Source organism: Streptomyces sp. NPDC002499 (assembly GCF_053595415.1).
This window is the reverse complement of sequence record NZ_JBSFXO010000010.1, coordinates 256,048-280,824: the sequence shown is the minus strand read 5'-3', so window position 1 is coordinate 280,824 and position 24,777 is coordinate 256,048. Positions and strand designations below refer to the sequence as shown.

At 69.9% G+C, this 24,777-nt stretch carries 17 protein-coding genes; 6 read left to right on the top strand and 11 right to left on the bottom strand.

Features of this window, described 5'->3' with window-relative positions; all coding sequences use genetic code 11:
- The first annotated feature begins 126 nt into the window (after positions 1-126).
- Both ACWD5F_RS28895 and ACWD5F_RS28890 read left to right on the top strand, forming a co-directional pair.
- Entirely contained in the window at positions 127-1,581 is a 1,455-nt protein-coding gene (locus tag ACWD5F_RS28895; protein ID WP_451258645.1) for a PucR family transcriptional regulator ligand-binding domain-containing protein, read from the top strand.
- A 117-nt stretch (positions 1,582-1,698) separates the two neighbouring features.
- On the top strand, positions 1,699-2,487 hold the full coding sequence (locus ACWD5F_RS28890) for a phosphatase (RefSeq protein WP_451258644.1): 789 nt from the start codon (positions 1,699-1,701) through the stop codon (positions 2,485-2,487).
- 7 nt (positions 2,488-2,494) lie between these two features.
- On the opposite strand, the gene ACWD5F_RS28885 is transcribed toward ACWD5F_RS28890, so the two are convergent.
- From ACWD5F_RS28885 to ACWD5F_RS28860, 6 genes are all read right to left on the bottom strand, one after another.
- On the bottom strand, positions 2,495-2,641 hold the full coding sequence (locus ACWD5F_RS28885) for a hypothetical protein (protein WP_451258642.1): 147 nt from the start codon (positions 2,639-2,641) through the stop codon (positions 2,495-2,497).
- The gene (locus ACWD5F_RS28880; RefSeq protein ID WP_451258640.1) at positions 2,638-2,844 is read right to left on the bottom strand and encodes a hypothetical protein; all 207 of its coding nucleotides are present in this window, start codon (positions 2,842-2,844) and stop codon (positions 2,638-2,640) included. The genes ACWD5F_RS28885 and ACWD5F_RS28880 overlap by 4 nt, the downstream gene beginning before the upstream one ends.
- A gap of 18 nt (positions 2,845-2,862) precedes the next feature.
- Complete coding sequence (locus ACWD5F_RS28875) at positions 2,863-3,849, bottom strand: cation diffusion facilitator family transporter (protein ID WP_451258638.1); 987 nt, start codon at positions 3,847-3,849, stop codon at positions 2,863-2,865.
- 11 nt (positions 3,850-3,860) lie between these two features.
- Entirely contained in the window at positions 3,861-4,727 is an 867-nt protein-coding gene (locus ACWD5F_RS28870) for an acyl-CoA thioesterase (RefSeq protein WP_401726808.1), read from the bottom strand.
- A 35-nt stretch (positions 4,728-4,762) separates the two neighbouring features.
- A complete protein-coding gene (locus ACWD5F_RS28865; protein ID WP_124000459.1) occupies positions 4,763-5,920 on the bottom strand; it encodes an acyl-CoA dehydrogenase family protein in 1,158 nt (385 codons plus the stop codon).
- 132 nt (positions 5,921-6,052) lie between these two features.
- Positions 6,053-6,643 (bottom strand): SACE_7040 family transcriptional regulator, encoded by a 591-nt coding sequence (locus ACWD5F_RS28860; protein WP_402349732.1) that lies wholly within the window; start codon positions 6,641-6,643, stop codon positions 6,053-6,055.
- Between the two features lie 95 nt (positions 6,644-6,738).
- Between ACWD5F_RS28860 and ACWD5F_RS28855 the strand changes: the two genes are divergently transcribed.
- The 4 genes from ACWD5F_RS28855 to ACWD5F_RS28840 are packed head-to-tail and all read left to right on the top strand — an operon-like array spanning position 6,739 to position 12,406.
- A complete protein-coding gene (locus ACWD5F_RS28855; RefSeq protein WP_451258636.1) occupies positions 6,739-8,355 on the top strand; it encodes a carboxyl transferase domain-containing protein in 1,617 nt (538 codons plus the stop codon).
- A gap of 23 nt (positions 8,356-8,378) precedes the next feature.
- Entirely contained in the window at positions 8,379-10,307 is a 1,929-nt protein-coding gene (locus ACWD5F_RS28850; protein ID WP_451258924.1) for an acetyl/propionyl/methylcrotonyl-CoA carboxylase subunit alpha, read from the top strand.
- 8 nt (positions 10,308-10,315) lie between these two features.
- Positions 10,316-11,239 (top strand): hydroxymethylglutaryl-CoA lyase, encoded by a 924-nt coding sequence (locus ACWD5F_RS28845; protein ID WP_451258922.1) that lies wholly within the window; start codon positions 10,316-10,318, stop codon positions 11,237-11,239.
- 6 nt (positions 11,240-11,245) lie between these two features.
- On the top strand, positions 11,246-12,406 hold the full coding sequence (locus ACWD5F_RS28840; RefSeq protein WP_451258634.1) for an acyl-CoA dehydrogenase family protein: 1,161 nt from the start codon (positions 11,246-11,248) through the stop codon (positions 12,404-12,406).
- Between the two features lie 17 nt (positions 12,407-12,423).
- On the opposite strand, the gene ACWD5F_RS28835 is transcribed toward ACWD5F_RS28840, so the two are convergent.
- The 5 genes from ACWD5F_RS28835 to ACWD5F_RS28815 all read right to left on the bottom strand — a co-directional run bounded on the left by ACWD5F_RS28835 (position 12,424) and on the right by ACWD5F_RS28815 (position 24,679).
- Positions 12,424-12,738 (bottom strand): hypothetical protein, encoded by a 315-nt coding sequence (locus ACWD5F_RS28835; protein WP_451258632.1) that lies wholly within the window; start codon positions 12,736-12,738, stop codon positions 12,424-12,426.
- 476 nt (positions 12,739-13,214) lie between these two features.
- On the bottom strand, positions 13,215-13,727 hold the full coding sequence (locus ACWD5F_RS28830) for a hypothetical protein (RefSeq protein ID WP_451258630.1): 513 nt from the start codon (positions 13,725-13,727) through the stop codon (positions 13,215-13,217).
- Positions 13,728-13,736: 9 nt separating this feature from the next.
- Complete coding sequence (locus ACWD5F_RS28825) at positions 13,737-14,333, bottom strand: hypothetical protein (RefSeq protein ID WP_451258628.1); 597 nt, start codon at positions 14,331-14,333, stop codon at positions 13,737-13,739.
- Positions 14,334-14,401: 68 nt separating this feature from the next.
- Positions 14,402-20,965: an RHS repeat-associated core domain-containing protein gene (locus ACWD5F_RS28820; protein WP_451258626.1), complete on the bottom strand. Its 6,564-nt coding sequence runs from the start codon at positions 20,963-20,965 to the stop codon at positions 14,402-14,404.
- Between the two features lie 78 nt (positions 20,966-21,043).
- Positions 21,044-24,679, bottom strand: a complete 3,636-nt coding sequence (locus ACWD5F_RS28815) for a LamG domain-containing protein (RefSeq protein ID WP_451258624.1) — start codon at positions 24,677-24,679, stop codon at positions 21,044-21,046.
- Positions 24,680-24,777: the final 98 nt, after the last annotated feature.

Sequence of the window (24,777 nt, the reverse complement as noted above, 5' to 3'; positions counted from 1 at the left end):
CCAGAGGTTTTCTCGAGCGAGAGGCCTTCTCGGCCAGAGGTTTCCTCGACCATAGGTGGCCGGAAAGTGGCTGCGAAGTGTACGTTTCATCCATTCGAGATGGCCTGAGTGGAGGAATCGCACACCATGCCGGATCCCGCTGTTCCCCCTACTCCCCCGGTGCCCCTCGCGGCACTTCTGGCCCGCGAGGACCTGGCTCTGCGGCAGATCGCGGGGCCCGTCGACACCGGCATCGTCATCCACTGGGCGCACACCTCGGAGATGGCCGACCCGTACCCGTATCTGCTGGGCGGCGAACTGCTGTTGACGGCGGGGGTGCACATTCCGGAGGCGGCCGGGTCGGGGACGTACTTCGACGACTACGTGTCGAGGATCGTGGCGGCGGGCGGGGCCGCGCTCGGCTTCGGGGTGGCGCCCGTGCACGACACGGTGCCGCGGGCGCTGGTCGCCGCCTGCGAGGCGTACGACCTGCCGCTCGTCGAGGTGCCGCCGCAGACCACCTTCTCCGGCGTCGCCCGCGCCGTCTGGCAGCTCATGGCCCAGGCCCGGCTCGCCGAACTGCGCCGGATCAGCGAGGCCCAGCAGAGCCTGGCCGCGGCGGCGGCCCGCCAGGACCCGGTGCCCGCCGTGCTGCGGCAACTGGCCCAACGGGTGGGCGGACGGGCGGTGTTGTACGGTCCCGAGGGCGCCGAGATCTCGGCGGCGGGGCGGCAGCCGGGAGCCGAGGTGCGGCTGGCGCTGGCGGAGCTGGCCCGGGTCGTCACCAGCCGTACCTCCACCACCGCGAGCGACACCACCGCCGACACCCACCTCGCCGCCTACGCCCTCGGCGTCGACCGGGGTTTCGTGCTCGGGGTGGCCGCGCCGGGCCGCGAGAGCGGCGACCAGGCCATCGCCTCCGTGGCCGCCGTCCTGCTCTCCCTCCTCACCGGCGAGCACCACAGCGGCACGGGCGCCGCCCGCTCCTCGGCCCTGGTCCGGCTGCTGCTCGGGGCACCGGCGGAGGACGTCGCACCGCTGCTCGGGTCCGGTCCGTGGCTCGTCGTGCACGCGCGGCCGGACACCCACTCCCCCGACCCGGTGGCCGCCTCCGCGCTGGGCACGGCGCTCGGCTCGCCGCTGGTCGACGTGGCCCGGGACGTCGTACGGGTCCTGGTGCCCGCCGCTCGCGAACCGGCCCCGCAGCCCGGCTGGACCCTCGGCGTCAGCGCCCCCGCCGCCCCGCCCGGGTGGCCGTCCGCCGACACCCAGGCGGCCCGCGCGCTGGCCCGGGCCCGGGCCACCCGGACGGACCTGGTCCGCCACGGCGAGCGCGCCGGGCTCGGCGACCTGGTCCCGCCGGACGAGGCCGCCGCCCACGCCCGCACGCTCCTCGCCCCGATCGCCGGCACCCCCGCGCTCACCGAGACCCTGCGCACCTGGCTCTCCCTGCACGGCAGTTGGGACCGTACGGCCGTCGCCCTGGCCGTCCACCGCAACACCGTCCGCCAACGCGTCGCCCGCTGCGCCGCGCTCCTCGAAGCCGACCTGGACGACCCGGACGTCCGCATGGAGCTGTGGTTCGCGCTGCGGGGTCCATAGGGGTCCGGGCGGCGGAACGCAATGAGTACGAGGCACAACCGGCATGAGTACGTGACGCACGTCCCAGCGTTCGGTACGTCAGGGACGCGCACAGTCGGCTGCCTCACAATGGGAATCATGCCGATACCCGGGACACCTCACCGCGCCGAGCTCGTCGAGCACCTCGTCAGGACCCGCATCGCGGGCGATGTCGCCACCCCGCGCGAGAACAACCTCAGCCATTACCGCAAGCTCGCGAACGGCGACCGCCACTACTGGTTCGGCCTGGAGTTCGGCGACCGCTGGAGCGACGAGCAGGACGTGCTCGCGGTGATGGCGGAGCGGGTGGGTGTCAACGACGATCCGGAGTACCGCTACGGCCAGGACACCATCGACGCCGAGCTGACGGTGGACGCGCTGGAGCGGCTCGCGGCGCGGCTGCGCAAGGCGGCGGACGGCGAGCAGCGGGTGCTGTTCGCGACCGGTCACCCGGGCGGCCTGCTGGACGTGCACCGTGCCACGGCCGCCGCGCTGCGCACCGCCGGCTGCGAGATCGTCGTGATCCCGGACGGGCTGCAGACGGAGGAGGGGTACGTCATGCAGTTCGCGGACGTGGCCGTCCTCGAGCACGGCGCCACCCTGTGGCACACCCACTCGGGCGAGCCGATGAAGGCCATCCTCACGGCGCTGGAGCGCGAGGGCCGCCCGCTGCCCGACCTGGTCGTCGCCGACCACGGCTGGGCGGGCTACGCCGGACAGCACGGCGTGGACTCCGTGGGCTACGCCGACTCCAACGACCCGGCCCTCTTCCTCGCCGAGTCCGAAGGCACCCTTCAGGTGGCGGTCCCGCTCGACGACCACGTCGTCAGCCCGCGCTACTACGACCCGATGACGGCGTTCCTGCTGGCGGCGGCGGAGCTGGCCTGAGGCCGGGTCAGGCGGTGGCCGCCCGGTCGAGGAGCCGGGCCAGTACGGCCATGCCCGCGGGGAGGCCGACGAGGAAGCCGATGAACATGCCGAGGTCCGGGTCGTCCAGTGCCGGGACGGCCCAGTTCGCCGCCGCGGCCACGAGCAGCGTCACCGCGGCCAGGGACCGACCGCGAGTATGCCCGTCATGAGCCCGACCAGGTCGGCGTCGGGCAGCCACCCGAACGCCGCCCACCCCACCAGGGCGACGATCCCGGCGAGGGCCAGGCCGGCGAGTTCCATCTGCACGGTGAAGACCACCAGGTCCCGACTTCCATGGCGGGACGAACCGTTCGGGCTGTCCTTCTCCTCGGCCATCTCGCCAGGTCAGCCGTCTCACGGCCAGGGATTCAGCCCCTCGTCACGCCGCTGCGCATACCCCGGCGTCGGGTCCAGGTACACCCGCCCGATCCCGGGGAACGCCTCCCGCAGCCGCTCCTCCGCCCGTTCGCAGGCCCACTCGATCTCGGCCGCCGTCGACGCGTCCCGGAAGTCGATCTTGGCCGCCACCAGCGCCTCGCGCGGGCCCTGCACGAGGGTCGTCAGTTCCAGTACGGCCTCGATGTGCTCGTCCGCCAGCAGTTCCGCGCGGATCCGGTCCCGCATGGGCTTGGGCAGTGGGCGCCCGATGAGGAACTCCGCATTGGAGCGGCCCAGCACCCAGGCGACGACGAGCAGGAGCAGACCGATGAGCAGTGAGGCGAGGCCGTCCCAGACGCCCGAGCCGGTGAGCTGGCCGCCCAGCAGCCCGCCCGCCGCCAGGACCAGGCCGACCAGCGCGGCCGAGTCCTCAAGCACGACCGCCTTCACGGCGGTGTCCGGGGTGCGGCGGAAGTAGACGCGGAAGGGCGCCCGGAACCGCGCCGCCTCCCCCTTCGCCTGCTTCAGTCCCGTCCGCAGCGAGTAGCCCTCCAGCACGAAGGCGACCGCCAGGACGATGTACGACACCAGCGGGTCGCCGAGGTCCTCGCCGGCGACCAGGGTGTGGATGCCGTCGTAGAGCGAGAAGACCGCGCCGCCGACGAAGGTGGCGACGGCGGCGAGCATGGCCCAGATGTAGCGCTCGGGGCCGTAGCCGAGCGGGTGGTCCTCGTCGGCCGGCTTCTCGCTGCGCTTGAGCGCGGTGAGCAGCAGGAGTTCGGTGACCGTGTCGGCGACCGAGTGCGCGGCCTCGGAGAGCATCGCGCTGGATCCGCTGATGACGCCGGCGACCGCCTTGGCGAGTGCGATCCCGAGATTGGCCACGGCGGCGACGATCACCGTGAACGTGCTCTCGCCGCCGCCGTCTTCCTGACGTTCCGTCTGCTGCTGCGTCTGCCCCATGCCCCACAGTCTCACCGAGGGACGCGGACCACGCCTTCCTGGATCACCGAGATCGCCAGCCGGCCGTCCTGGGTGTAGATCCGGGCCTGGCCCAGCCCCCGGCCGCCGTGCGCGGACGGCGACTCCTGGTCGTAGAGCAGCCACTCGTCCGCGCGGAACGGCCGGTGGAACCACATCGCGTGGTCGAGCGACGCTCCTACGACATCCCCGACCGCCCAGCCGCCGCGGCCGTGCGCGAGCAGGATCGAGTCGAGCAGGGTCATGTCGGAGACGTAGGTCGCGAGGACCACGTGGAGGAGCGGGTCGTCCACCAGCTTGCCGTTGGTGCGGAACCAGACCTGGGAGTGCGGCTCGCGCGGCTCGCCGAAGCGGCCGTACGGCGGGTCGTCGACGTAGCGGAGGTCGATCGCCTCGCGGGCCTCCAGGAATCGTTCAACGATCCGCTGGTCGAGGTGGTCGTAGCCGAGCAGCCGCTCGCGACCCGTGGGGACCGTCTCCGGATCGGGGGCGGGCGGCATGGGCGCCTGGTGGTCGAGGCCTTCCTCGTACGACTGGAAGGACGCCGACAGCGCGAAGATCGGCCGGCCGTGCTGGACGGCGAGCACACGGCGGGTGGTGAAGGAGCGGCCGTCGCGGATCCGCTCGACGGTGTAGACGATGGGCGCGCCCGGGTCGCCGGTGCGCAGGAAGTACGCGTGCAGGGAGTGGGCGTACCGGTCGGCGGGGACCGTACGCCCGGCGGCGACCAGCGCCTGCGCCGCCACCTGGCCCCCGAAGACACGGGGGACGACGGCGGAGCGGGACTGGCCGCGGAAGATGTTCTCCTCGATCGGCTCGAGGTCGAGCAGATCGAGGAGATCCTGTAGTGCCTGGCTCATGTGATCGTTTCTACCGGCCAGTAATTTCGGGGACTTTACAGACCCATGTTCTTCGCGATGATCGTCTTCATGATCTCGCTGGTGCCGCCGTAGATGCGGTTGACGCGGTTGTCCGCGTACAGGCGGGCGATCGGGTACTCGTTCATGAAGCCGTAGCCGCCGTGCAGCTGGAGGCAGCGGTCGATGACGCGGTGCGCGACCTCGGTGCAGAACAGCTTGGCGCTGGCGGCCTCGGCCGGGGTCAGCTCGCCCGCGTCCAGGGCCTCCAGGGCGCGGTCGGCGACGGCCTCGGCGGCGTCCACCTCGGCCTGGCAGGCGGCCAGTTCGAACTTGGTGTTCTGGAAGGACGCGACCGGCTTGCCGAAGACGGTCCGCTCCTGGACGTACTCCTTGGCGAACCGCACGGCCGCCTTGGCCTGCGCGTACGCGCCGAAGGCGATGCCCCAGCGCTCGGAGGCGAGGTTGTGGCCGAGGTAGGAGAAGCCCTTGTTCTCCTCGCCCAGCAGGTCCTCGGCGGGCACCTTGACGTCGACGAACGCCAGCTCGGCGGTGTCGGAGGTCTTCAGGCCGAGCTTGTCCAGCTTGCGGCCGATGGAGTAGCCCTCGGACTTGGTGTCCACGGCGAAGAGCGAGATGCCGAAGCGGCGGTCCTCGGCGGTGGACGGCGAGGTGCGGGCGCAGACGATCACGCGGTCGGCGTGCACACCACCGGTGATGAAGGTCTTGGAGCCGTTGAGGACGTAGTGCGTGCCGTCCTCGGAGAGCTTGGCGGTGGTCTTCATGCCCGCGAGGTCGGAGCCGGTGCCCGGCTCGGTCATCGCCAGCGCCCACATCTCCTCGCCGGAGACGAACTTCGGCAGGAAGCGCTTCTTCTGCTCGTCGGTGGCGAGCGACTTGATGTACGGCAGGCCGAGCAGCACGTGCACACCGGAGCCGCCGAACTGGACACCGGCGCGCGCGGTCTCCTCGTACATCACGGCCTCGAACTTGTACGAGTCGATGCCGGCGCCGCCGTACTCCTCGTCCACGCGGATGCCGAAGACGCCGAGCTCGGCGAGCTTGTAGTAGAAGTCGCGCGGCGCCTGGCCGGCGGCGAACCACTCGTCGTAGACGGGGACGACCTCGGCCTCGATGAAGGCGCGCAGGGTCTCCCGGAACGCCTCGTGGTCCTCGTCAAACACCGTACGGCGCACCGCCGCCACCTCCAGCTGCCTCAAGGGTCAATGTCTAAGCGCTTGCTCAGAACCCAACGGTACCGGCGGGTAGGGAGAGCGTCCAGTGGAGCGCCCCCGTAACGCTCGTCACGCTCCCGGCAGCCACGTCCATCATCCACCCGCCGCCGCGAACGCCCCCCGCGCCATCCGGTGCAGCAGCTCCGCCGTCGTCCCGCGCCCCGGGAGCGAGCCGGGACGGCCCAGGTGCGGGGTCGAGTTCAGGAGGCCGAAGACGGAGTGGACCGCGGAACGCGCGGCGGGCTCGGCCAGGCCCGGGTACACCTCGCGGAGCACCTCCACCCACAGTTCGACGTACTGGCGCTGGAGCTGGCGGACCAGCTTGCGGTCGCTGTCGCGGAGGCGGTCCAGCTCGCGGTCGTGGAGGGTGATGAGGGGGCGGTCGTCGAGGGCGAAGTCGATGTGGCCCTCGATGAGGGAGTCCAGGAGGGTCTCGGGGTTCCCGTCGGTCTCCGCGACCCGGCGCTTGCCGCCGGTCAGGAGCTGGCCGCTGATGCCGACGAGGAGTTCGGCGAGCATCGCGTCCTTGCCCGGGAAGTGGCGGTAGAGACCGGGGCCGCTGATGCCGACCGCGGCGCCTATCTCGTCCACCCCGACGCCGTGGAAACCGCGCTCGGCGAAGAGCCGCGCGGCTTCCTTGAGGATCTGCTCACGGCGGGTGGGGGCGTCGGTTCTGGTGGCCATGGAAGCAATTCTAGACAGGAAGGTTAGCGGTCGTTAACCTGAAGGAAATGGTTAACGCTCATTAACAGTGGATCGCTGGGTGAGGGGACCGCAGGATGCAAGAGGCACCGGAGCTGACGAGCGCGGCAGATCCCGCGTCGGAGGCGTGGCGGGCCAACGAGGCGGCGCACCGGGCGCTCGCCGAGGAGCTGCGCGGCAAGCTGGCCGCGGCCCGGCTCGGCGGCGGCGAGAAGGCGCGGGCGCGGCACACCGCGCGCGGCAAGCTGCTGCCCAGGGACCGGGTGGACACCCTGCTGGATCCGGGGTCGCCGTTCCTGGAGCTGGCTCCGCTGGCGGCCGACGGGATGTACGAGGGCCAGGCGCCGGCCGCCGGGGTGGTCGCCGGGATCGGGCGGGTGTCGGGGCGCGAGTGCGTGATCGTCGCCAATGACGCCACCGTCAAGGGCGGCACGTACTACCCGATGACGGTGAAGAAGCACCTGCGCGCCCAGGAGGTGGCTCTCGACAACCGCCTGCCCTGCATCTACCTGGTCGACTCCGGGGGCGCCTTCCTGCCGATGCAGGACGAGGTCTTCCCCGACCGCGACCACTTCGGGCGGATCTTCTACAACCAGGCCCGGATGTCGGGCGCCGGCATCCCGCAGATCGCCGCGGTGCTGGGCTCGTGCACGGCGGGCGGCGCGTACGTCCCGGCCATGAGCGACGAGGCCGTCATCGTCCGCAACCAGGGCACGATCTTCCTGGGCGGCCCGCCGCTGGTGAAGGCGGCCACCGGCGAGGTCGTGACCGCCGAGGAGCTGGGCGGCGGCGACGTCCACGCACGCGTGTCGGGCGTGACCGACCACCTCGCGGAGGACGACGCGCACGCGCTGCGGATCGTCCGGAACATCGCCGCGACGCTCCCCGCGCGCGGACCGCTGCCCTGGGAGGTCACCGGGGCGGTCGAGCCGAAGGTCGACCCGTACGGGCTCTACGGCGCGGTCCCGGTCGACTCCCGCACCCCTTATGACGTCCGCGAGATCATCGCGCGCGTGGTCGACGGCTCCCGGTTCGCCGAGTTCAAGTCAGAGTTCGGGCAGACCCTGGTCACCGGGTTCGCCCGGATCCACGGCCACCCGGTCGGCATCATCGCCAACAACGGCATCCTGTTCTCCGAGTCCGCCCAGAAGGGCGCCCACTTCATCGAGCTGTGCGACCAGCGCGGGATCCCGCTGGTGTTCCTCCAGAACATCTCGGGGTTCATGGTCGGCAAGGACTACGAGGCCGGCGGTATCGCCAAGCACGGCGCCAAGATGGTCACGGCGGTGGCCTGCACGCGCGTGCCGAAGCTGACGGTCGTGGTCGGCGGCTCCTACGGCGCGGGCAACTACTCGATGTGCGGCCGGGCCTACTCCCCCCGCTTCCTGTGGATGTGGCCCGGCGCCAAGATCTCCGTCATGGGCGGCGAACAGGCCGCGTCGGTCCTCGCGACCGTGAAGCGGGACCAGCTGGAAGGCCGCGGGGAGGAGTGGCCCGCCGAGGACGAGGAGTCCTTCAAGGCCCCGATCCGGCAGCAGTACGAGCACCAGGGCAACGCCTACTACGCGACCGCCCGCCTCTGGGACGACGGCGTCATCGACCCGTTGGAGACCCGCCAGGTGCTGGGCCTGGCCCTGACCGCCTGTGCCAACGCGCCGCTGGGTGAGCCCCGGTTCGGCGTCTTCCGGATGTGATGAGGGTGCCCAAGATGGTCGAGATGTTCGACACGGTCCTGGTGGCCAACCGGGGCGAGATCGCGGTCCGCGTGATCCGCACCCTGCGCTCGCTCGGTGTGCGCTCGGTGGCCGTCTTCTCCGACGCCGACGCGGACGCCCGGCACGTCCGGGAGGCCGACACGGCGGTACGGATCGGTCCGGCACCGGCGGCCGAGAGCTATCTGTCGGTGGAGCGGATCCTGGAGGCGGCCGCCCGCACCGGCGCCCAGGCCGTGCACCCGGGCTACGGCTTCCTCGCGGAGAACGCGGGCTTCGCGCGCGCGTGCGCCGACGCGGGGCTCGTCTTCATCGGCCCGACCGCGGAGTCCATCGCGTTGATGGGCGACAAGATCCACGCCAAGGAGACGGTGAAGGCGGCCGGCGTGCCGGTCGTCCCCGGATCCAGCGGCAGCGGCCTGACGGACGCCCAACTCGCCGACGCGGCCCGGGAGATCGGGATGCCGGTGCTGCTGAAGCCGTCGGCCGGCGGGGGCGGCAAGGGCATGCGACTGGTGCGCGAGACGTCGGCGCTGGCCGAGGAGATCGCCGCTGCCCGCCGTGAGGCCCGCGCCTCCTTCGGCGACGACACGCTCCTGGTGGAGCGGTGGGTGGAACGGCCCCGGCACATCGAGATCCAGGTGCTGGCCGACGGCCACGGGAACGTGGTGCACCTCGGCGAGCGCGAGTGCTCGTTGCAGCGCCGGCACCAGAAGGTCGTCGAGGAGGCGCCGAGCGTGCTCCTCGACGAGGCCACGCGCGCGGCGATGGGCGAGGCGGCCGTACAGGCGGCGCGCTCGTGCGGGTACCGGGGCGCGGGCACGGTGGAGTTCATCGTGCCGGGCGTCGACCCGTCCTCGTACTACTTCATGGAGATGAACACCCGGCTCCAGGTGGAGCACCCGGTCACGGAGTTGGTGACCGGTCTCGACCTGGTGGAGTGGCAGCTGCGGGTGGCGGCGGGCGAGCGACTGCCCTTCGCGCAGGACGACATCACGCTCACCGGGCACGCGATCGAGGCGCGGATCTGCGCGGAGGATCCTTCACGCGGCTTCCTGCCGTCCGGCGGCACGGTGGTCATGCTCCGCGAACCCCAGGGCGACGGCGTCCGCACCGACTCCGGGCTCTCCGAAGGGACCGAGGTCGGCAGTCTCTACGACCCGATGCTCTCCAAGGTCATCGCCTACGGCCCCGACCGCGCGACCGCGCTCAGGAAGCTCCGGGCCGCCCTCGCGGACACGGTCACGCTGGGCGTGCCGACCAACGCCGGTTTTCTGCGGCGGCTGCTCGCCCATCCGGCGGTCGTGGCGGGCGAGTTGGACACCGGGCTCGTCGAGCGCGAGGCGGACTCCCTCGTCCCGGACGAGGTGCCCGAGGAGGTGTACGAGGCGGCGGCCGCCGTACGGCTGGAGGCGCTGCGTCCGAAGGGTGCGGGCTGGACCGACCCGTTCTCGGTGCCGAGCGGCTGGCGGCTGGGCGGTGCTCCCAAGCCCGTCGGCTTCCAGCTACGGGTGACCGAGCCCGTGGAGTACGTTCCGCGCGGCGACCACACCGTCACCGAGGACCAGGTCGCCGTCACCCTCGACGGGGTCCGGCACACCTTCCGCCGGGCCGGTGACTGGCTCGGCCGCGACGGTGACGCCTGGCAGGTACGGGACCACGACCCGGTGGCCGCCTCGCTCGGCGGGGCCGACCGTTCCGGTGCCGGTTCGCTCACCGCACCCATGCCGGGGACGGTGACCGTGGTGAAGGTCGCCGTGGGGGATCAAGTGGCCGCCGGGCAGAGCCTGTTGGTGGTCGAGGCGATGAAGATGGAGCACGTCGTCTCCGCGCCGCACGCCGGCATTGTCGCCGAACTCGACGTGACGCCCGGCGCGACGGTCGCCATGGATCAGGTGCTGGCCGTCGTCACACCTGTGGAGGAGGACCAGTGACACTCCCGATGGTCGTACCGGCCGCCGATCTGCCCGCCCGGGTGCGCATCCACGAGGTCGGCGCCCGCGACGGACTCCAGAACGAGAAGTCGACCGTACCGACGCAGGTGAAGGCGGAGTTCGTGCGCCGCCTCGCCGACGCGGGCCTGACGACGATCGAGGCCACGAGCTTCGTCCACCCCAAGTGGGTGCCTCAACTGGCGGACGCGGAGGAGCTGTTCCCGCTCGTGCGCGACCTGCCCGGGGTGGACCTCCCCGTCCTCGTGCCGAACGGCCGCGGACTCGACCGGGCGCTGGCCCTGGACGCGAACCGGGTCGCCGTCTTCGCCAGCGCCACCGAGTCCTTCGCGAAGGCCAACCTCAACCGCACGGTGGACGAGTCGCTGGCCGTGTTCGCCCCTGTCGTGGCCCGCGCCAAGGACGAGGGCGCCCATGTGCGGGGCTATCTCTCCATGTGCTTCGGCGACCCGTGGGAGGGCGAGGTCCCCATCTCGCAAGTGGTGCGTGTCTGCCGGGCGTTGGTCGACATGGGCTGCGACGAGCTGAGCCTCGGCGACACCATCGGCGTGGCGACCCCGGGCCACGTACTGGAGTTGCTCTCCGCGCTCAACGAACAGGGCGTGCCGACGAACGTCCTGGGCGTGCACTTCCACGACACCTACGGCCAGGCCCTCTCAAACACCCTGGCCGCGCTCCAGCACGGCGTCACCACCGTCGACGCCTCCGCCGGAGGCCTCGGTGGCTGCCCGTTCGCCAAGTCGGCCACCGGGAACCTCGCCACCGAGGACCTCGTCTGGATGCTCCAGGGTCTCGGCATCGAGACCGGAGTCGACCTCGGCCGCCTCGTCGCCACCAGCGTGTGGATGGCCGAACAACTGGGCCGACCCAGCCCTTCCCGCACCGTCCGGGCCCTCTCCCACAAGGACCAGTGATCACTCATGGACTTCCGGCTCTCCCCCGAACTCGAAGAACTCCGGCGCACCGTCGAGGAGTTCGCGCACGACGTCGTGGCCCCCAAGATCGGTGACCTCTACGAGCGGCACGAGTTCCCGTACGAGATCGTCCGCGAGATGGGCCGCATGGGCCTGTTCGGCCTGCCGTTCCCGGAGGAGTACGGCGGGATGGGCGGCGACTACCTGGCGCTGGGCGTGGCCCTGGAGGAGCTGGCCCGGGTCGACTCGTCGGTCGCCATCACGCTGGAGGCGGGCGTCTCCCTGGGCGCGATGCCGATCCACCTCTTCGGCACGGACGCGCAGAAGCAGGAGTGGCTGCCGCGTCTCTGCTCGGGCGAGATGCTCGGCGCCTTCGGCCTCACCGAGCCGGACGGCGGCTCGGACGCGGGCGCGACCCGCACGACGGCGAAGCTGGACGAGTCGACGAACGAGTGGGTGATCAACGGCACCAAGTGCTTCATCACCAACTCGGGCACGGACATCACGGGCCTGGTCACGGTCACGGCGGTGACGGGCCGCAAGCCCGACGGCCGCCCCCTGATCTCGTCGATCATCGTCCCGTCCGGCACACCGGGCTTCACCGTCGCGGCGCCGTACTCCAAGGTCGGCTGGAACGCCTCGGACACCCGCGAACTGTCCTTCGCGGACGTCCGCGTCCCCGCGGCCAACCTGCTGGGCGAACTGGGCCGTGGCTACGCGCAGTTCCTGCGCATCCTGGACGAGGGCCGCATCGCGATCGCCGCGTTGGCGACCGGCCTGGCCCAGGGCTGCGTCGACGAGTCGGTCAAGTACGCCAAGGAGCGGCACGCGTTCGGCCGCCCGATCGGCGCCAACCAGGCCATCCAGTTCAAGATCGCCGACATGGAGATGAAGTCCCACACCTCCCGCCTCGCCTGGCGCGACGCCGCGGCCCGCCTGGTCTCCGGCGCCCCCTTCAAGAAGGAGGCCGCCCTCGCCAAGCTCTACTCCTCCACGATCGCGGTGGACAACGCCCGCGACGCCACCCAGATCCACGGCGGGTACGGCTTCATGAACGAGTACCCGGTGGCCCGGATGTGGCGGGACTCGAAGATCCTGGAGATCGGGGAGGGCACGAGCGAGGTGCAACGGATGCTGATCGCTCGGGAGTTGGGGCTCGCCGGCTGAGGGCCGGGGCGTCGACTTCAGTACTCCTCGGCGGCCCGCCGGGCGAGCCGGTCGCGGGCCCAGGCGACGAAGGGCGGGAAGACGGCGTCCACCTCGGCCTTGTCCACCGAGGCCGACACGTCCGCGATCGGGTCGTCGTCGATACGCAGGAGGATCTCGGTCATGGGCCGGCCCCGGAGCCGGACCAGTTCCCCGCTCGGATTGACCCGGGTCTCCTCCAACAGTGCCCTGCAGTCGAGAAGACGCACCATGTACGGGATGGCGTCCTCGACGAGGAGCCGCGCCAGCTCGCGCCCGCACAGGTCGCCCGTGTCCGGTCGGAGAATGCCCACCGGGACCGGAACGGCATCTCCTCGTCGGGCACGTGGGCAACCTCGGCCGGCGGCATCACCGGCCAGGTCGCCAAGGCACCGCTGCTGTCCGGCTGCGGCAGTTCCACGTTCTGGCGGTTCACGAACGCCCGGTGCGACTGGGGAACCAACATGAACGTCACGTCGAAGACGTCCCGGTCCGGGTCGCCGATCCTGCGCATGCGTAGGACGGGTTCGAGGGCAACTCGTCAGCGAGTGCCGGCCGGTTCTCCGGAACATTCCTTGTCCTGCTGTCCGAGCCGCCGGCGAGGGACCTCGCGACGACTGCGTACGAGTCGCGGCCTTCCTGCACTTCGCCGGCGAAGAAGACGTTCATCGCGGTACGGGATCACCGGAGGACCAAGTCCTCGCGCGGCGCGGCGGCCTGCCCGTCGAGCGTGGCCCAGATGGTCACGTCCATCGTGGGCACCTCGTCCGCCACGACGGGCTCCCCGTGGTCATGTCGTCGGCGCGACACCCAGCACATCCAGCAACCGGAAGAACAACTCCTCCGCGGAATCGCTGTCTTCCACGGCGAAGACGGCGAGCAGACCGGGCGGGTCAGGCGTGAGGCCCGCATCCCTCGCCCAGACGGCCGCCGCCCGCGCGGCCTCCCCCGGGGGCGGGAACTCGGCCTCGAAATCCTCGTCGTCGTCCTCGCAGTACGCCTCGGCGGCCTCCCGCGCGAGACAGGCTCGCCAGTAACCGCCCTCGGTGGAGAAGCCCTCGACAAACACCGTGTCACTGTCAAGGACGAAGCCGATCAACGCCGGTGCGCCCGTTTCCTCGGTGAGTTCGGGGAGCAGGACCGGCCCCTCGTCCGCGAGTTCCGGGCCGGGGTAGCGGCCGATCTGCCAGCCACCCGGCCGGAGTTCGTGCTCGTCGATGCCGTCGAGCCGCTCGACGACGGCCTGGATGCCGTCGAGCGGGGTGGTGCTGCGGCATACGACGTAGGAGCCCCAGAAACCCATGGTTCAGGGTCAGCCTTCCTGTGCGGCCCGGCGGGCCAGCCGTTCGCGAGCCCAGAGGACGAAGGGAGGGAAGAGTCCGTCCGCTTCGGCTTTGTCGATCAGGTCCGTCACCTCTGCGACCGGATCGTCGTCAATGCGCAGGACGATCCGGCTCATGCGCTCGTTCTTCAGCCGCACAAGCCCTTCGTTCGGATTGCTGCGGGTCTCCGCCAGCAGAGTCCCTCGGTCCAGGAGTCGCACCATGCGCGGAATCGCCTCTTCGACGAGGACACGCGCCAGTTCCCGACCGCAGAGGTCCCGTGTGTCCGGTTCCGTGAACGCCCACCGATTGCGGAAGTGCCCGTCGTCATCCGGCCGGTAGGCGACCTTCTTCGGCGGCACCACCGGGCAGGTCGCCAGAGCGCCGCTCGTGTCGAGCGGTGAAGGCTTCTCGGAATCCCTGCGAAGAAACTCCCAGTACGGCAGCGGAACCATCCAGAAACTCACGTCGAAGACGTACCTCTCCGGATCCACCGCGTCGGCATCGACCAGCACGATGGCATGATCACCGTTCGACGCTGCGAGCCGGAAACTCCGGCCCTTCTTGGCGAAGCCGGCCGCCTTCATGACCGGCACCACATGCTCTCGAATGAGAGAGTCCAAGGGATTCATATACGCCGCATGCCCTTTCCTGCTCACGCCGCCAGTTCGAAGAGGCTAGCGGCAGCACCCGCGCTGATCGACACTGCGGCTGCCGTCCCGCCCGCTTCGACAGCAAAGGGCGCCCCGACGATGACCATCGGCACCAGGAGCGGCCACTGGTTTACTCCGTCCGTCGCCTGGGGAACGACCCCGAGCCCTGGCTGGTCGATGGTTCCCGGGTATGGACCACTTGTCGGTCCCGGGGTGGGCTGTGGCGTGGGCTGTGCAGGTTGCGCCTGCTGAATTGTGGTCATTGGGCTGGGGGTCGGTATCCGCTTGAACTTCTTGTCATTGGGTTTGCCGTAGATGACGGCGCCGGGCTCGGGGCCGATCACATGGTCTCCGTTGGCGACTCCGTTGGCCACTACGGGATAGGGGCCGCCAATGGTCCAGCCCAGTACTGCCTGCTCGCCGTTCGCCCGCATCTTGTTCACGTACCAAGTGGCTTCTGGCACGGCTTTGGAAGCCACACCCGCCGACTTGACCTCCCAGACGTAGTACACGTCATGGTTCGGGTCGTAGCCGACGATGTCCGGCACACCATAACTGTTGCACGGCGCGGTGGGGGTCTTCATGCACTTCTTGGCTGCCCCGTTGACCTTCAGGTTCTTGTAAATCACGAAGTTCTTCACGCCAAGCTTCTTGACCTGCATTTCGATCACTTCGATGGCGACGTCCCGAGCCTGGTTGTGCCGGGTGGTCTTGTTACCGGTGGCCGCACCAAGCAGCGGCGTCCCACCGTCGTCGTCATCGTGACTCGACCCGTCGTACTGGTCCGACCCCGGGTCGTTCTCCGGCTTGTACGTGCCGTACGTGCCGTTGCTGCCTGAGCAGAAGTGCACAGGGCCGCACGACTCCAAGCCGGTCGGGTCCGACTGGGTGACCGGGTTGTTGTTGGCGTAGGTGTAGCCGTTGAGGGACTGAGCCTGGTCCGTGCTGAGGACGGGGTCGACACTGATGAAGCGGCCGGTCACCGGGTCGTACTCCCGCGCGCCCAGGTGAGTCAGACCGGTGCCGGAGTCGGCGCTCTTGCCGAGGAAGCCCCTGTCGTCGGCCCAGGTCCCGGTGGAGCCGGAGCGGGCGGCGCCGAACGGAGTCGAGTACCGCTTGGTGATGCCCTGGGCGGTGGCTTCGATCGCCAGCCCCGACGTACCGTGCCGGTCGGCGGCGAGCCAGGTCAGGGTGTTGGCGCCGGACTTGTTGCTGCGCAGGGCGACGGTGGAGTCGCCGGAGCTGTAGTAGCGCTGGGCCCAGTACTTGGCTGTGGCGGTGCTGGTGTCGAGGTGGACCTCGGTGGCACCGAGGTAGAGGACGGTCTCACCGGCGGTGTTGCGGCGGATGAGGAGCGCCCCGTCGGCGTCGTAGACGTAGCCCGTGGTGCTGCTGCCCTCGACGAGCTTGCCGAGGTCGCCCTCCTCGTTCCAGACGAGGGACTGGGCCGCGGTGCCGTCGGGGCGGGTGGTGGTGTTGCCCGTGGCGTCGTACGCGTAGGCGGCGGTGACACCGGTGCAGGAGGCGGCAGTGGTGACGGCCGACAGAGTGTGGATTCGGGTGCTGTCGTAGCAGTAGGTCTTCTTGGCGTCCCCGCCGGTGGCGTGGGTGGTCTCGGTGCTCCGCAGCCCCGAGTCCTGGTACGTGTACGAGGTCCAGTACGGGCTCGCCCCGCCGAGGTTGGCCGCCGTGCGGCCGGTGGCCGAGCAGTCGGCCGTCTTCGGGGTCCATGCCTCGGTCAGCCGCTGGTGGCCGTCGTAGGTGAAGCACTGGTTGTCCGCCGCCGACGTGCCGCCCAGGGTGGTCGGGTCGGTGACGGAGGTGACGTTGCCCGCGTCGTCGTAGCCGTAGTTCAGCTCTTGGAGTTCATAGCCGTGGGTCTGGTCCGTGACCACGGACTGGGTGAGCCGACCGGTGCCCTCCTCGAAGGTGTTGCCGATGTACGCCTTCTTGGTGCCCGTGGCCGGCGACGTGCCCAGGGTCAGCAGTTCGGTCTGGCCCAGCGCGGAGTAACCGGTACCGAGGACATAGCCGCTGGCACCGGAGACGGTGGTGGGCAGCCCGACGTCGTTGTACTTGGTGGTGACCTGCTCGGTCGCGAGGCCGCCTGCCGAGGGCTCCTTGGTGTACTGAAGGCTGCCGTCGATGTTGTAGTACGAGGAGAAGTCGAGCGTGTTGGACGGCACCGCGCCCTTGGTGACCAGGGCGTCACCGGCGGGCAGCACGAGCTGCGTGCCTGTCTGGCGGTACAGGGCGTCGTAGTCGGTGATCTTCTTGGTGTACGACGCTCCGGAGCTGCCGCTGCCACCGATGTAGCGGACGGCGGTGTCCAACTGCCCCTTGGCCAGGGTGTCGTAGGTGTAGGCGGTGAGCTGGTTGGCGGCGACCTGCTCCTCGGTGGTGGAGGTCAGGTCGGCCGTGGCCGGGGCGCTCCAGGTGCCGGAGACCCGGCCCAGGGTGTCGTAGGCGGAGATCACCACGCGGCCGGCCGCGTCCTTGAGCCAGGAGACCTGGTCGAGAGGTGTGTAGCCGGTGGTGGTCTTCCCCTTGTCAGGGTCGGTCGAGGTGACTTTTCGGCCGTAGAGGTCGTAGGTGTAGGACCAGACGGAGTTGTCGGGTCCGGTGACCGTGGCTTCCTTGTCGTCGAGTGTGTAGGTGAACGCAGTGGTGGTGTAGGGCGTTCCGGTGCCGGCCCCGTAGGCCGCGTCGGCCGGGGAGGTGCCTGCGTACTCGCGCCGTTCGGCAGTTCGGCCCAGGGCGTCGGTGATCACGCGGGTCGCGGAGCCGCCGGCCAGGGCCGTGGTCGCGGTGGAGTCGCCGGTGTAACTGGTGGTGGTGGTCCAGCGCTTGACGCCGTAGACATAGAACGAGTTGACGGTGGCCCGTTCCGCGCCGTCGAAAGTGGTCGCGGTCTGCTGGGCGGCCTCTCCGTACTCGGCGCGGGTGTAGGTCCCGCTCGGGGTCTTGTCCTGGTCGAAGATCTGCGCGTACCTCTCGTACGCGAGCCCGCGGCTGTCGTAGCGGGTGTCGGTCAGCAGCCGGCCGCCGAGCGGGCTCGGGGACTGGGTCTGCAGGGGCCGTAGCAGCGCGTCGTAGACGGTGTAGGCGGTGTTGTAGGTGTCCCCGTCCGCCTTGAGGGTCGAGGTGGAGGTCCAGGAGGGGGCGTCAGGGGTGACGGAGTAGGCGTAGGTGTAGTTCGCCGACTGGTCCGAGGCGTGGGCGCGGTTGGGCAGCCAGACCGCGGTGACCCGGCCCAGCGCGTCGTACTCCGTCTCGGTCAGCTTGATGTTGACGTCGTAGGTCTTGGTCTTGGAGCCGCGCGCCGGGTCCAGGTAGACGTAGCTTTTCTGGCTCTTGGCGTTGGTGAGGACGACCCGGGTCAGTGGACCGGCGTCGGTCGGGGTGTAGGCGGAACCGGTGGTGTTGCCGGCCGCGTCCGTGACCGAGATCGGGCGGCCCAGCTGGGCCGTCGAGGTGTCGTACGTGGTCCTGTTGACGGTCTGCCAGGCAGTGGGAGCGCGCTCCCCGCCGGTCGCGGCGGCCGGGTACGCGGAGGCGCGGCCGGTCCAGGTGGGCAGTCCCAGGGTCGGGGTCTGAGCGGCACTCCAGGCGGTCGCCGAGGTGGTGTCGTAGACGGTCGCGGTGTCGGAGAGCACATCGCCCCGGCTCGCCGCGGACGTCGGCAGGTTCAGCGAGGTCTCCGCGACGGAACAGGGCCGGCCGACGACCCTGGTGCGGGCGGGCAGAGCGGTGATACCCAGGGTGTCGTTGCGGGCGTACCAGCTGCGGGTGCAGGTCTCGTCGCCCGACTTGGCGCTGTCGCCCGCGTCATCGACGGTGGCGGCCATGCCGAAGTCGTCGTAGGTGGTCGCGGCGGTGCGGGTCCGCCACTTCGCCGTGGCGGTCAGATAGGTGTGGGTGTAAGCCTTGGCCTGGCGGACGTAGTAGGCCTCGGTGTCCGCGTACGACTTGTGCTGGGTGGCCGTCTTCTTGGACCAGGGGTCATGGACGGTGACCCCGATCGCCGTCGAGCCGTCGTAGGTGATCTTCTCGCGCAGGAAGCCCGCGTAGGGCTCGCTGTCGGTCTGCCCTGGGACGTCGAGGCCGGTGAGATCGATGCCGTCGACGGTCGCCGAACGGCGGGCGGTGGCGTCGAGTTTGCCGTCGGAGTCGAGCAGGCGGTCGCCGTTCATGCCCTGGAGGTAGACCGAGACGGTCTTGGTCCGGGTGGAGCCCGTGCCCTTGGTCGCGGTGACCTGCCCGTAGCCGCGGAAGACGGACCAGGTGCGCTCGTCGGCGGGCGTGAAGGGATCGTCGTTGTAGTGCCAGGCGGGGTCGGCGTACGCGTACTGGTTCTCGACCGCGTCGTTCTTGCCGGTGGGGTCGGAGACATTGACGGCCAGGACCCGGTACTTGTGGAACCAGTCGATCGACGCCTCCTCGGCGCCGTTGATGTTCCAGTACTGCGGGTAGCAGGACTTGGAGTTGTGGTCGGCCGAGCTCGGCATGTTCGAACCGCGTACGCACTCCGGCTCGGAGAGCGTGACCCGGGTGATGGAACCGGTCTCCGAGGTGACGCTCTCGATGCGGGGGCGGCTCAGCGGCAGGATGTTGTCGGTGGCGTCGACACGGTTCTCGCGCATCTGGTAGGTGAAGGTCACCGGGGGCAGGGCGATGGCCGTGCCGTTCTTCCCGGTGTGCTTGATGCTCGTCAGCGTCAGCGTCTGGTCGCTGGTGTCGCCGATGTCCCCGCCGTCCAGGAATTCCTGCGCGAACGCCCAGGAGTCGACGGCCGTGAACCCGCCGGATGTCGCCGACCAGGCGTAGGTGTCGACCTGGGTGAGCCGTTTGCGGGTGAAGAAGAACGGGCCTCGAACGTCGCAGTCGGCGTCCTTCTTGCAGATCGCGTCGTACGGCACGTCCGGCCAGTTGTCGGCGGTGGAGTCCTTCAGCTCCGAGCAGTCGGCGGCGGTGCAGCGCTCGTCGTAGGTGAAGGTGACCTTGTCGGAAGTGACGCCGCTGAACAGGGCGTTGGAGCGCTGGCCGTAGAGGATCTTGTCGAGGTAGCCGCCGCGGATGTACCCCGTGGTGGCGGTCGTGGCGCCGTTCTTGCCGTAGTAGTTGGTCTCCGGCGTGTACCAGTACGACATCGCGTTGCCGTTGAGGTCCACGACGTAGTCGAGGTTCCAGCGCCAGGCCTGGACGACCGAGCGGTCCGCGAAGGCCGGGCCCTGGTCGTAGCCGGGTTCACCGGAGTCGTCGCCGTAGACGGGCACGGTCCAGACCGAGTTGGTGCGCTCAGTGCCGGCGCCGGGGAGCTTGTTCTGGCCGAAGACGTACTTGGTCCCCTCGCCGGTCGTGACGGTCCAGTACTCGCCATTGCCGTCGGCGTTGTCGGCGCCGCTGGAGTGCGTGACGGTCGAGGCGTCGTCGTTCTTCAGCCGCCAGAGTCCGCTGGTGTCGTCCTTGACCAGTTCAGTGGACTTGCCGTTGAGGACGAGGGAGGCGTTGTCGAACTTCCAGCACTGGTCGGACTTGCCGTCCTGCCCGTCCTTGTCGCATGAGCCGTACGACCGCTCGACATAGGAACCGGAGGAGAGGTCGAAGCCCTCACCGACCTGGGTCGCCTGGTTGTTGGTGGAGGCGGTGCGGCCGTCGATGCCGCCGGAGTCGTACGACAGCTCCAGATCGGGCTCGGGCCCGATCGCGGCGGGTGGGGTGTCCAGAGGGTAGGACCAGGAGAACGACCCGGACGAGCTGCCGGCCTCCCAAGTGGACGACGACGACAGCGGAGTTGCCGAGAAGTCGCCGGCTCCCGAGGTCGAGGTGCCGGAGGTGGCGGCCAGGGCCAGCACGGTGGCGGAGGAGGCCGAGGCCATCGCCACGTCGGCGGAGACGGTCTGTCCGACCGGGTCGTTGTCCGACGTCAGCACCGTGCGCGTCCGGCAGGCCGCCTTCTCCGGCGTGGTCAGCGCGCACGCCGGCAACCGCACCAGGCCCAGGCGACCCGACCAGCCGCCTCCGTACGCGGAGGCGAACGCCGAGTAGTCCAGGGTGAGTCGGGCCCGCCCGGGCTCGGTGGCCGTCGCCGTCAGCAGCACGCCCTTGACGCCGGCCTCGGCCGTCGTCGCGCGGTCCAGGACGGTGATCGTCGAGCGGCCCGTCGCCACGTTGCCCACACTGCCACGGCCCACCGCAACCGGCAGCCCGCCCGCGCGCGCCTTCGCGCGACCGGAACGGGTGCCGGGCACCGCCACCGTGGTGCGGCCCGGCTCAGGCCAGGCCGCGTGCTGTTCGGCGGTCGCACGGTCCACCTGGGCTGCGTTGCGCCTCTTGGCCGCGGCGACGGCCGCGCGAGCCTTCGTCGCGCCCAGGCCCGTCACCGCACGGACGTCGCTGTCTCGTTGCTCAGGCAGGTCGGGTCGGCCCAGACCGCCCGTCGCGGCCTGCACCGGTTGGGCGGTCACTGCGGGCAACGCCCCTGTGGCCAGGGCGACGGCCAGCGTCACGACGATTCCGGCGCGTCTGCCGCGCAGCCAACGAATCACTCTCGTACCGGTGTTCACGACACACCCCTGTCAAGGCACGGCCGCGCAGGCGGCCACGGAGGGAACGGAGTCGAAGCAGGGCGGAGAACGCGGCGATCAGCCGCCGATCATGGTGTCGAGTTGGGTGCCGTCGGCTGCCGCGCCCACCCAGATCCGGATGTCGGAGATCCGGCAGGGGAGGTAGTGGCCCCAGGCGCCACCCACGTAGTCCTTGCCGACGGAGAGTTCACCGGAGCCCACGACCGCGGTGTACGCGAGGTCGGTGCCGTTCTGCGTCGAGTCGAGGTAGAGGGCAACAGTGCCGGCCTGGGCGTCGTACACCCCGGTCAGCCGCACTCGGCTGCCGACCACGGCGGCGGTGTCGGAGTCGACGGCGGTGAAAGTCCCGTCGGCGGCCAGTCGGCCGAACCGCCAGAAGCCGACGGGAACTTCGTAGGGATTGTCGTCGTCGTCGAACCGGGTCTCGGTGCCGGTCGTCTGATACCACAGGCCCCATGCCGAGCCGTTCGCGGTGCGCTGACCCAGTACCTGGCCGATGAAGCCGGTGCCCTTGGTGTTCAGGGCTGCCTGGTCGAGCTCGACCTCGGTGGTGACGGTGAAGGAGCCGGTCTCGTCGACCACCGGGCCCGCGGTGGTGGCCGCATCGTCGGTGCCGTCCAGCACGATCGCCTCACCGTCGGGCGAGGCGCCGCCGGTGAGAGTCAGCGAACGCCCGTAGCCGGTAAGGGTGTCAGGCAGCGCAGTGCCGCTCGCCCCCTCCGGGTTCCAGGCGGCGACGAGTTCGGTGGCCGTCGTGGTGCCGGTGGAATCCAACAATCTGGCTTCGTTGGCCACGGCGCTGGGCTGCAGCGCCTCCTGGAACACCGCGACTTCGTCGATACGGCCACGCCAGTACTGCGTATAGGTGCCGTACACATAGCTCGCCCGCCCGATCTGCAGCGCTCCGTCCGGAGTCTGGATCTCACCTCCGGTCGGCACAGTGACCGGATCCCCCTGCGCTCGGCCGTTGACGTACAGCTGGATGGTCTTCGCGTCGGCGTCATAGACGGCCGCCACATGGGTCCATACCTTCAGCACCGGTCCTTCGGCCGCAGCGTTCTGGGTGACGAAGTGCCGGGTGCCTGCCTGGTCGGACCAGTTGTAGCGGAACACCCACCGCTTGACCCCGGCCGAGTAATAGAGGACGAATCCGGAATGGTCGCTACCAGTTTGGGACAGGACGGCCCGATACTCGCTGCTCTCCGTCAGATACGCCCATGCCGAAACGGTGTAGGAGGACTGGGTGTTGACAGCCGCAGCCGAGGTCGCCGCATATCCCGACTGCCGGGTGGTGTCGGACGTGTCGTTGAGCCAGAGCGAGCGATCACTGGAACCTCGGCGGCCCAGCCCGGACCACGCGGCGCCAGTGGTGTAGAGAGTAGCTGGATGTCGCGTTCCGTCGGTCGTCGCGGAGTCGGAGGCAAGTGTCTCGCCCGAGCCGACCGCGCTGTCGTTGAAGTGCCAGCGGCCCGAGGCGCCCTTGCTCTCCTGAACCTTGAACCGCACGCTCCCGATGGCGCCCAGGCGTCCGCTGCCCACATTGTCCAACGCCCGCACCTGGAGCACTTGGGTGCCGGCCAGGTCCGGCGCGATCGCCTTTGTGACCGTCGTCCCGGTGACCGTGGACGACCAGGTCTTGGAAGAGGACAGCTTGTAGCGGTACCCGGCGATCGTGGCCGCGTCGCCCGAGGCCGGCGAGAAGGTGAAGTTGTCCTTGACGCCTGGACCACCGGCCGGATCACAGGCATTGGCCGTGCACGGCGTGTACTTCGTGCCGAACGTGATCACCGGCGCCTTCGGCGCTGTCGTGTCGATCTTGAAGTTGCACCAGCCCTTGGTCGTCACCGTGCTGTGCGACTCCAGATAACTGGCACCACCGTTGTAGTAGGAACGGGTGAACACCGCCATCCGGTACGTGCCGCCGTCCTTGAGTGTCACTGGCGAACTGACCGAGACCGACTTTCCGTCCCCCGTGTAGGCGGGGCTCACCGGCCGTACCGGCTCCGTGACCACGTCCCACGTACTGCCGTTCTTCTTCTGCACGTAGAACCGGGTACGCAGGTTCGCCTCGCTCTCCCCACCGGGGGCTGTTTGCGCCACCGCGGTGAACGTCGGCGTCGGGTCCGACAGCACGTCCGGGTCGTCCTCGTCCGTCTGGCACGAGGCGATCTCCCCCGAGAGCACACCCGGGCTGGTCGGCGGCGCCGGGACACCCACGTAGTCGACGTCCAGAACGGCGTCGTCGTCGAACCGCTTCCACCCGTTGGGGTCCGACTCGTTGTACGCCTTCAGCATCAGCGTGAGCCGCGAAAAGTCACCCGCGGCAAAGGACTTGACCGTGTTGGTGAGGTTCTCGTAGCTCTGCGCCGGGTCGTCGTTGAACTCGATCGGCGCGTCCGGCTGACTGGGATCGCAGGCGGTGCCCCGGCCCGCGGACACCGTACGGTCGCCCATGACGTCCCAGTTGCTGGTCGGCCCCGGCCACCGGGTCGCGGACGAGATGTTCGGCGTCCGCACCAACTGCACCGTCGTGTGCGTGCAGGACATCGACCAACGCTCGGTCACCCGGAACGTGGCGTCCAGCACCCGCTTGCCGCGCAGCGCGGTCGGCGCGAACTCGAAGTACATGCGCTGCTTGTAGCCCGAACCGCAGACGTACGCGTAGCCCCCCGTCACGTACGTGCCGCAGTAACCCACACCCTCACCGTCGTCTCCGCCGGAGAAGTTGTAGAAGGTGTCGCCGTCCGACGACAACAGAGTCCGCTCCGACTCGCCCCAGGACACGTCCGGATCGACGTACACCGGGTAGATCGTGTCGTCGCCGGTCAGCAGACCGGCGTCGGGCACCACGCTGATGGAATCGGCATCCGCGGTCACCGGCAGCACCGCGGAGGCGTCTCCGTCACTGGGGCCGGCTGTCGGGTCGGGGGTGTGGTCGCCGTCCTCCCGCGAAGTCCCACCGTCGACCGTGCGCAGAGACATCGCGGACAGACCGGCAGACGCGGCCGAGTCGCCTGCCGAGTCCCACTGCCGTGCAGTGGGACTACGGAAGACCGCATTGCCGTTCTCGTCGACCGCGTCCAGGCCACCACCGGAGCCGCCCCGCAGGGTCAGGCCTTCGGCCTCGACGGGGAAGTCCAGTGTCTTCAGTCGCTGATCGGCCGCCGCCTGGGCGGACTTGACGACCAGCACCTCGCGGTAGCCCTCGGTGGTCGCGGTCATCCGCAGATCCACGCCGGGCAGTACATCCGCGTACACGGCGGAGGCGCCGTCCAGGGTCGGCTCGGGAAGTTCGCCCGGCCAGCCGACCGTCAGCGACTTGCCGTCCTCGGCCACCGACACCAGATCCGAGCCGTCCCCGCCACCCGAGAACGAGACGTCCGCCACAGAAGCCTTCGGACGGACCGTGCCGTCAGGCCTCCGCTCCAACGTCGGATCCGGGGTCGCCCAGGAGTCGTTGCCCTGCCGCACCCGCACCGGGGTGGTGGACATGCTGAGGGAGAAGGTGGTCCCGTCCGGATTGGCGTACGTCGTCGTGTATTCGGTTCGCTTAGCAGGGATCTCCACCCGCTCACCGGTCTGCACGGCAAGCTGCGCCTCAGTGCTGCCGACGACCGGTTCCGCATGAGCGACCGTGGTGCCGATCACAGGAATCCCGGCGAGCACGGCGAAGGAAACCGCGCAAGCGGTCACCGCGCTCAATCTCCTTCTGCGCAACGCTCCTTGACGGTTCTTCACATCTGGCGCCATGTCCGCCCCCGTGAGCCCAGAATTCACACAACCGATCGCCA

What these genes read in the sequence shown, in the direction of transcription:
- ACWD5F_RS28895 (WP_451258645.1), top strand. Translation starts at nt 127, where the DNA reads ATGCCGGATCCCGCTGTTCCCCCTACTCCCCCGGTGCCCCTCGCGGCA.
- ACWD5F_RS28890 (WP_451258644.1), top strand. Translation starts at nt 1,699, where the DNA reads ATGCCGATACCCGGGACACCTCACCGCGCCGAGCTCGTCGAGCACCTC.
- ACWD5F_RS28880 (WP_451258640.1), bottom strand. Translation starts at nt 2,844, where the DNA reads ATGGCCGAGGAGAAGGACAGCCCGAACGGTTCGTCCCGCCATGGAAGT.
- ACWD5F_RS28875 (WP_451258638.1), bottom strand. Translation starts at nt 3,849, where the DNA reads ATGGGGCAGACGCAGCAGCAGACGGAACGTCAGGAAGACGGCGGCGGC.
- ACWD5F_RS28870 (WP_401726808.1), bottom strand. Translation starts at nt 4,727, where the DNA reads ATGAGCCAGGCACTACAGGATCTCCTCGATCTGCTCGACCTCGAGCCG.
- ACWD5F_RS28860 (WP_402349732.1), bottom strand. Translation starts at nt 6,643, where the DNA reads ATGGCCACCAGAACCGACGCCCCCACCCGCCGTGAGCAGATCCTCAAG.
- ACWD5F_RS28855 (WP_451258636.1), top strand. Translation starts at nt 6,739, where the DNA reads ATGCAAGAGGCACCGGAGCTGACGAGCGCGGCAGATCCCGCGTCGGAG.
- ACWD5F_RS28850 (WP_451258924.1), top strand. Translation starts at nt 8,379, where the DNA reads ATGTTCGACACGGTCCTGGTGGCCAACCGGGGCGAGATCGCGGTCCGC.
- ACWD5F_RS28845 (WP_451258922.1), top strand. Translation starts at nt 10,316, where the DNA reads ATGGTCGTACCGGCCGCCGATCTGCCCGCCCGGGTGCGCATCCACGAG.
- ACWD5F_RS28840 (WP_451258634.1), top strand. Translation starts at nt 11,246, where the DNA reads ATGGACTTCCGGCTCTCCCCCGAACTCGAAGAACTCCGGCGCACCGTC.
- ACWD5F_RS28830 (WP_451258630.1), bottom strand. Translation starts at nt 13,727, where the DNA reads ATGGGTTTCTGGGGCTCCTACGTCGTATGCCGCAGCACCACCCCGCTC.
- ACWD5F_RS28825 (WP_451258628.1), bottom strand. Translation starts at nt 14,333, where the DNA reads ATGAAGGCGGCCGGCTTCGCCAAGAAGGGCCGGAGTTTCCGGCTCGCA.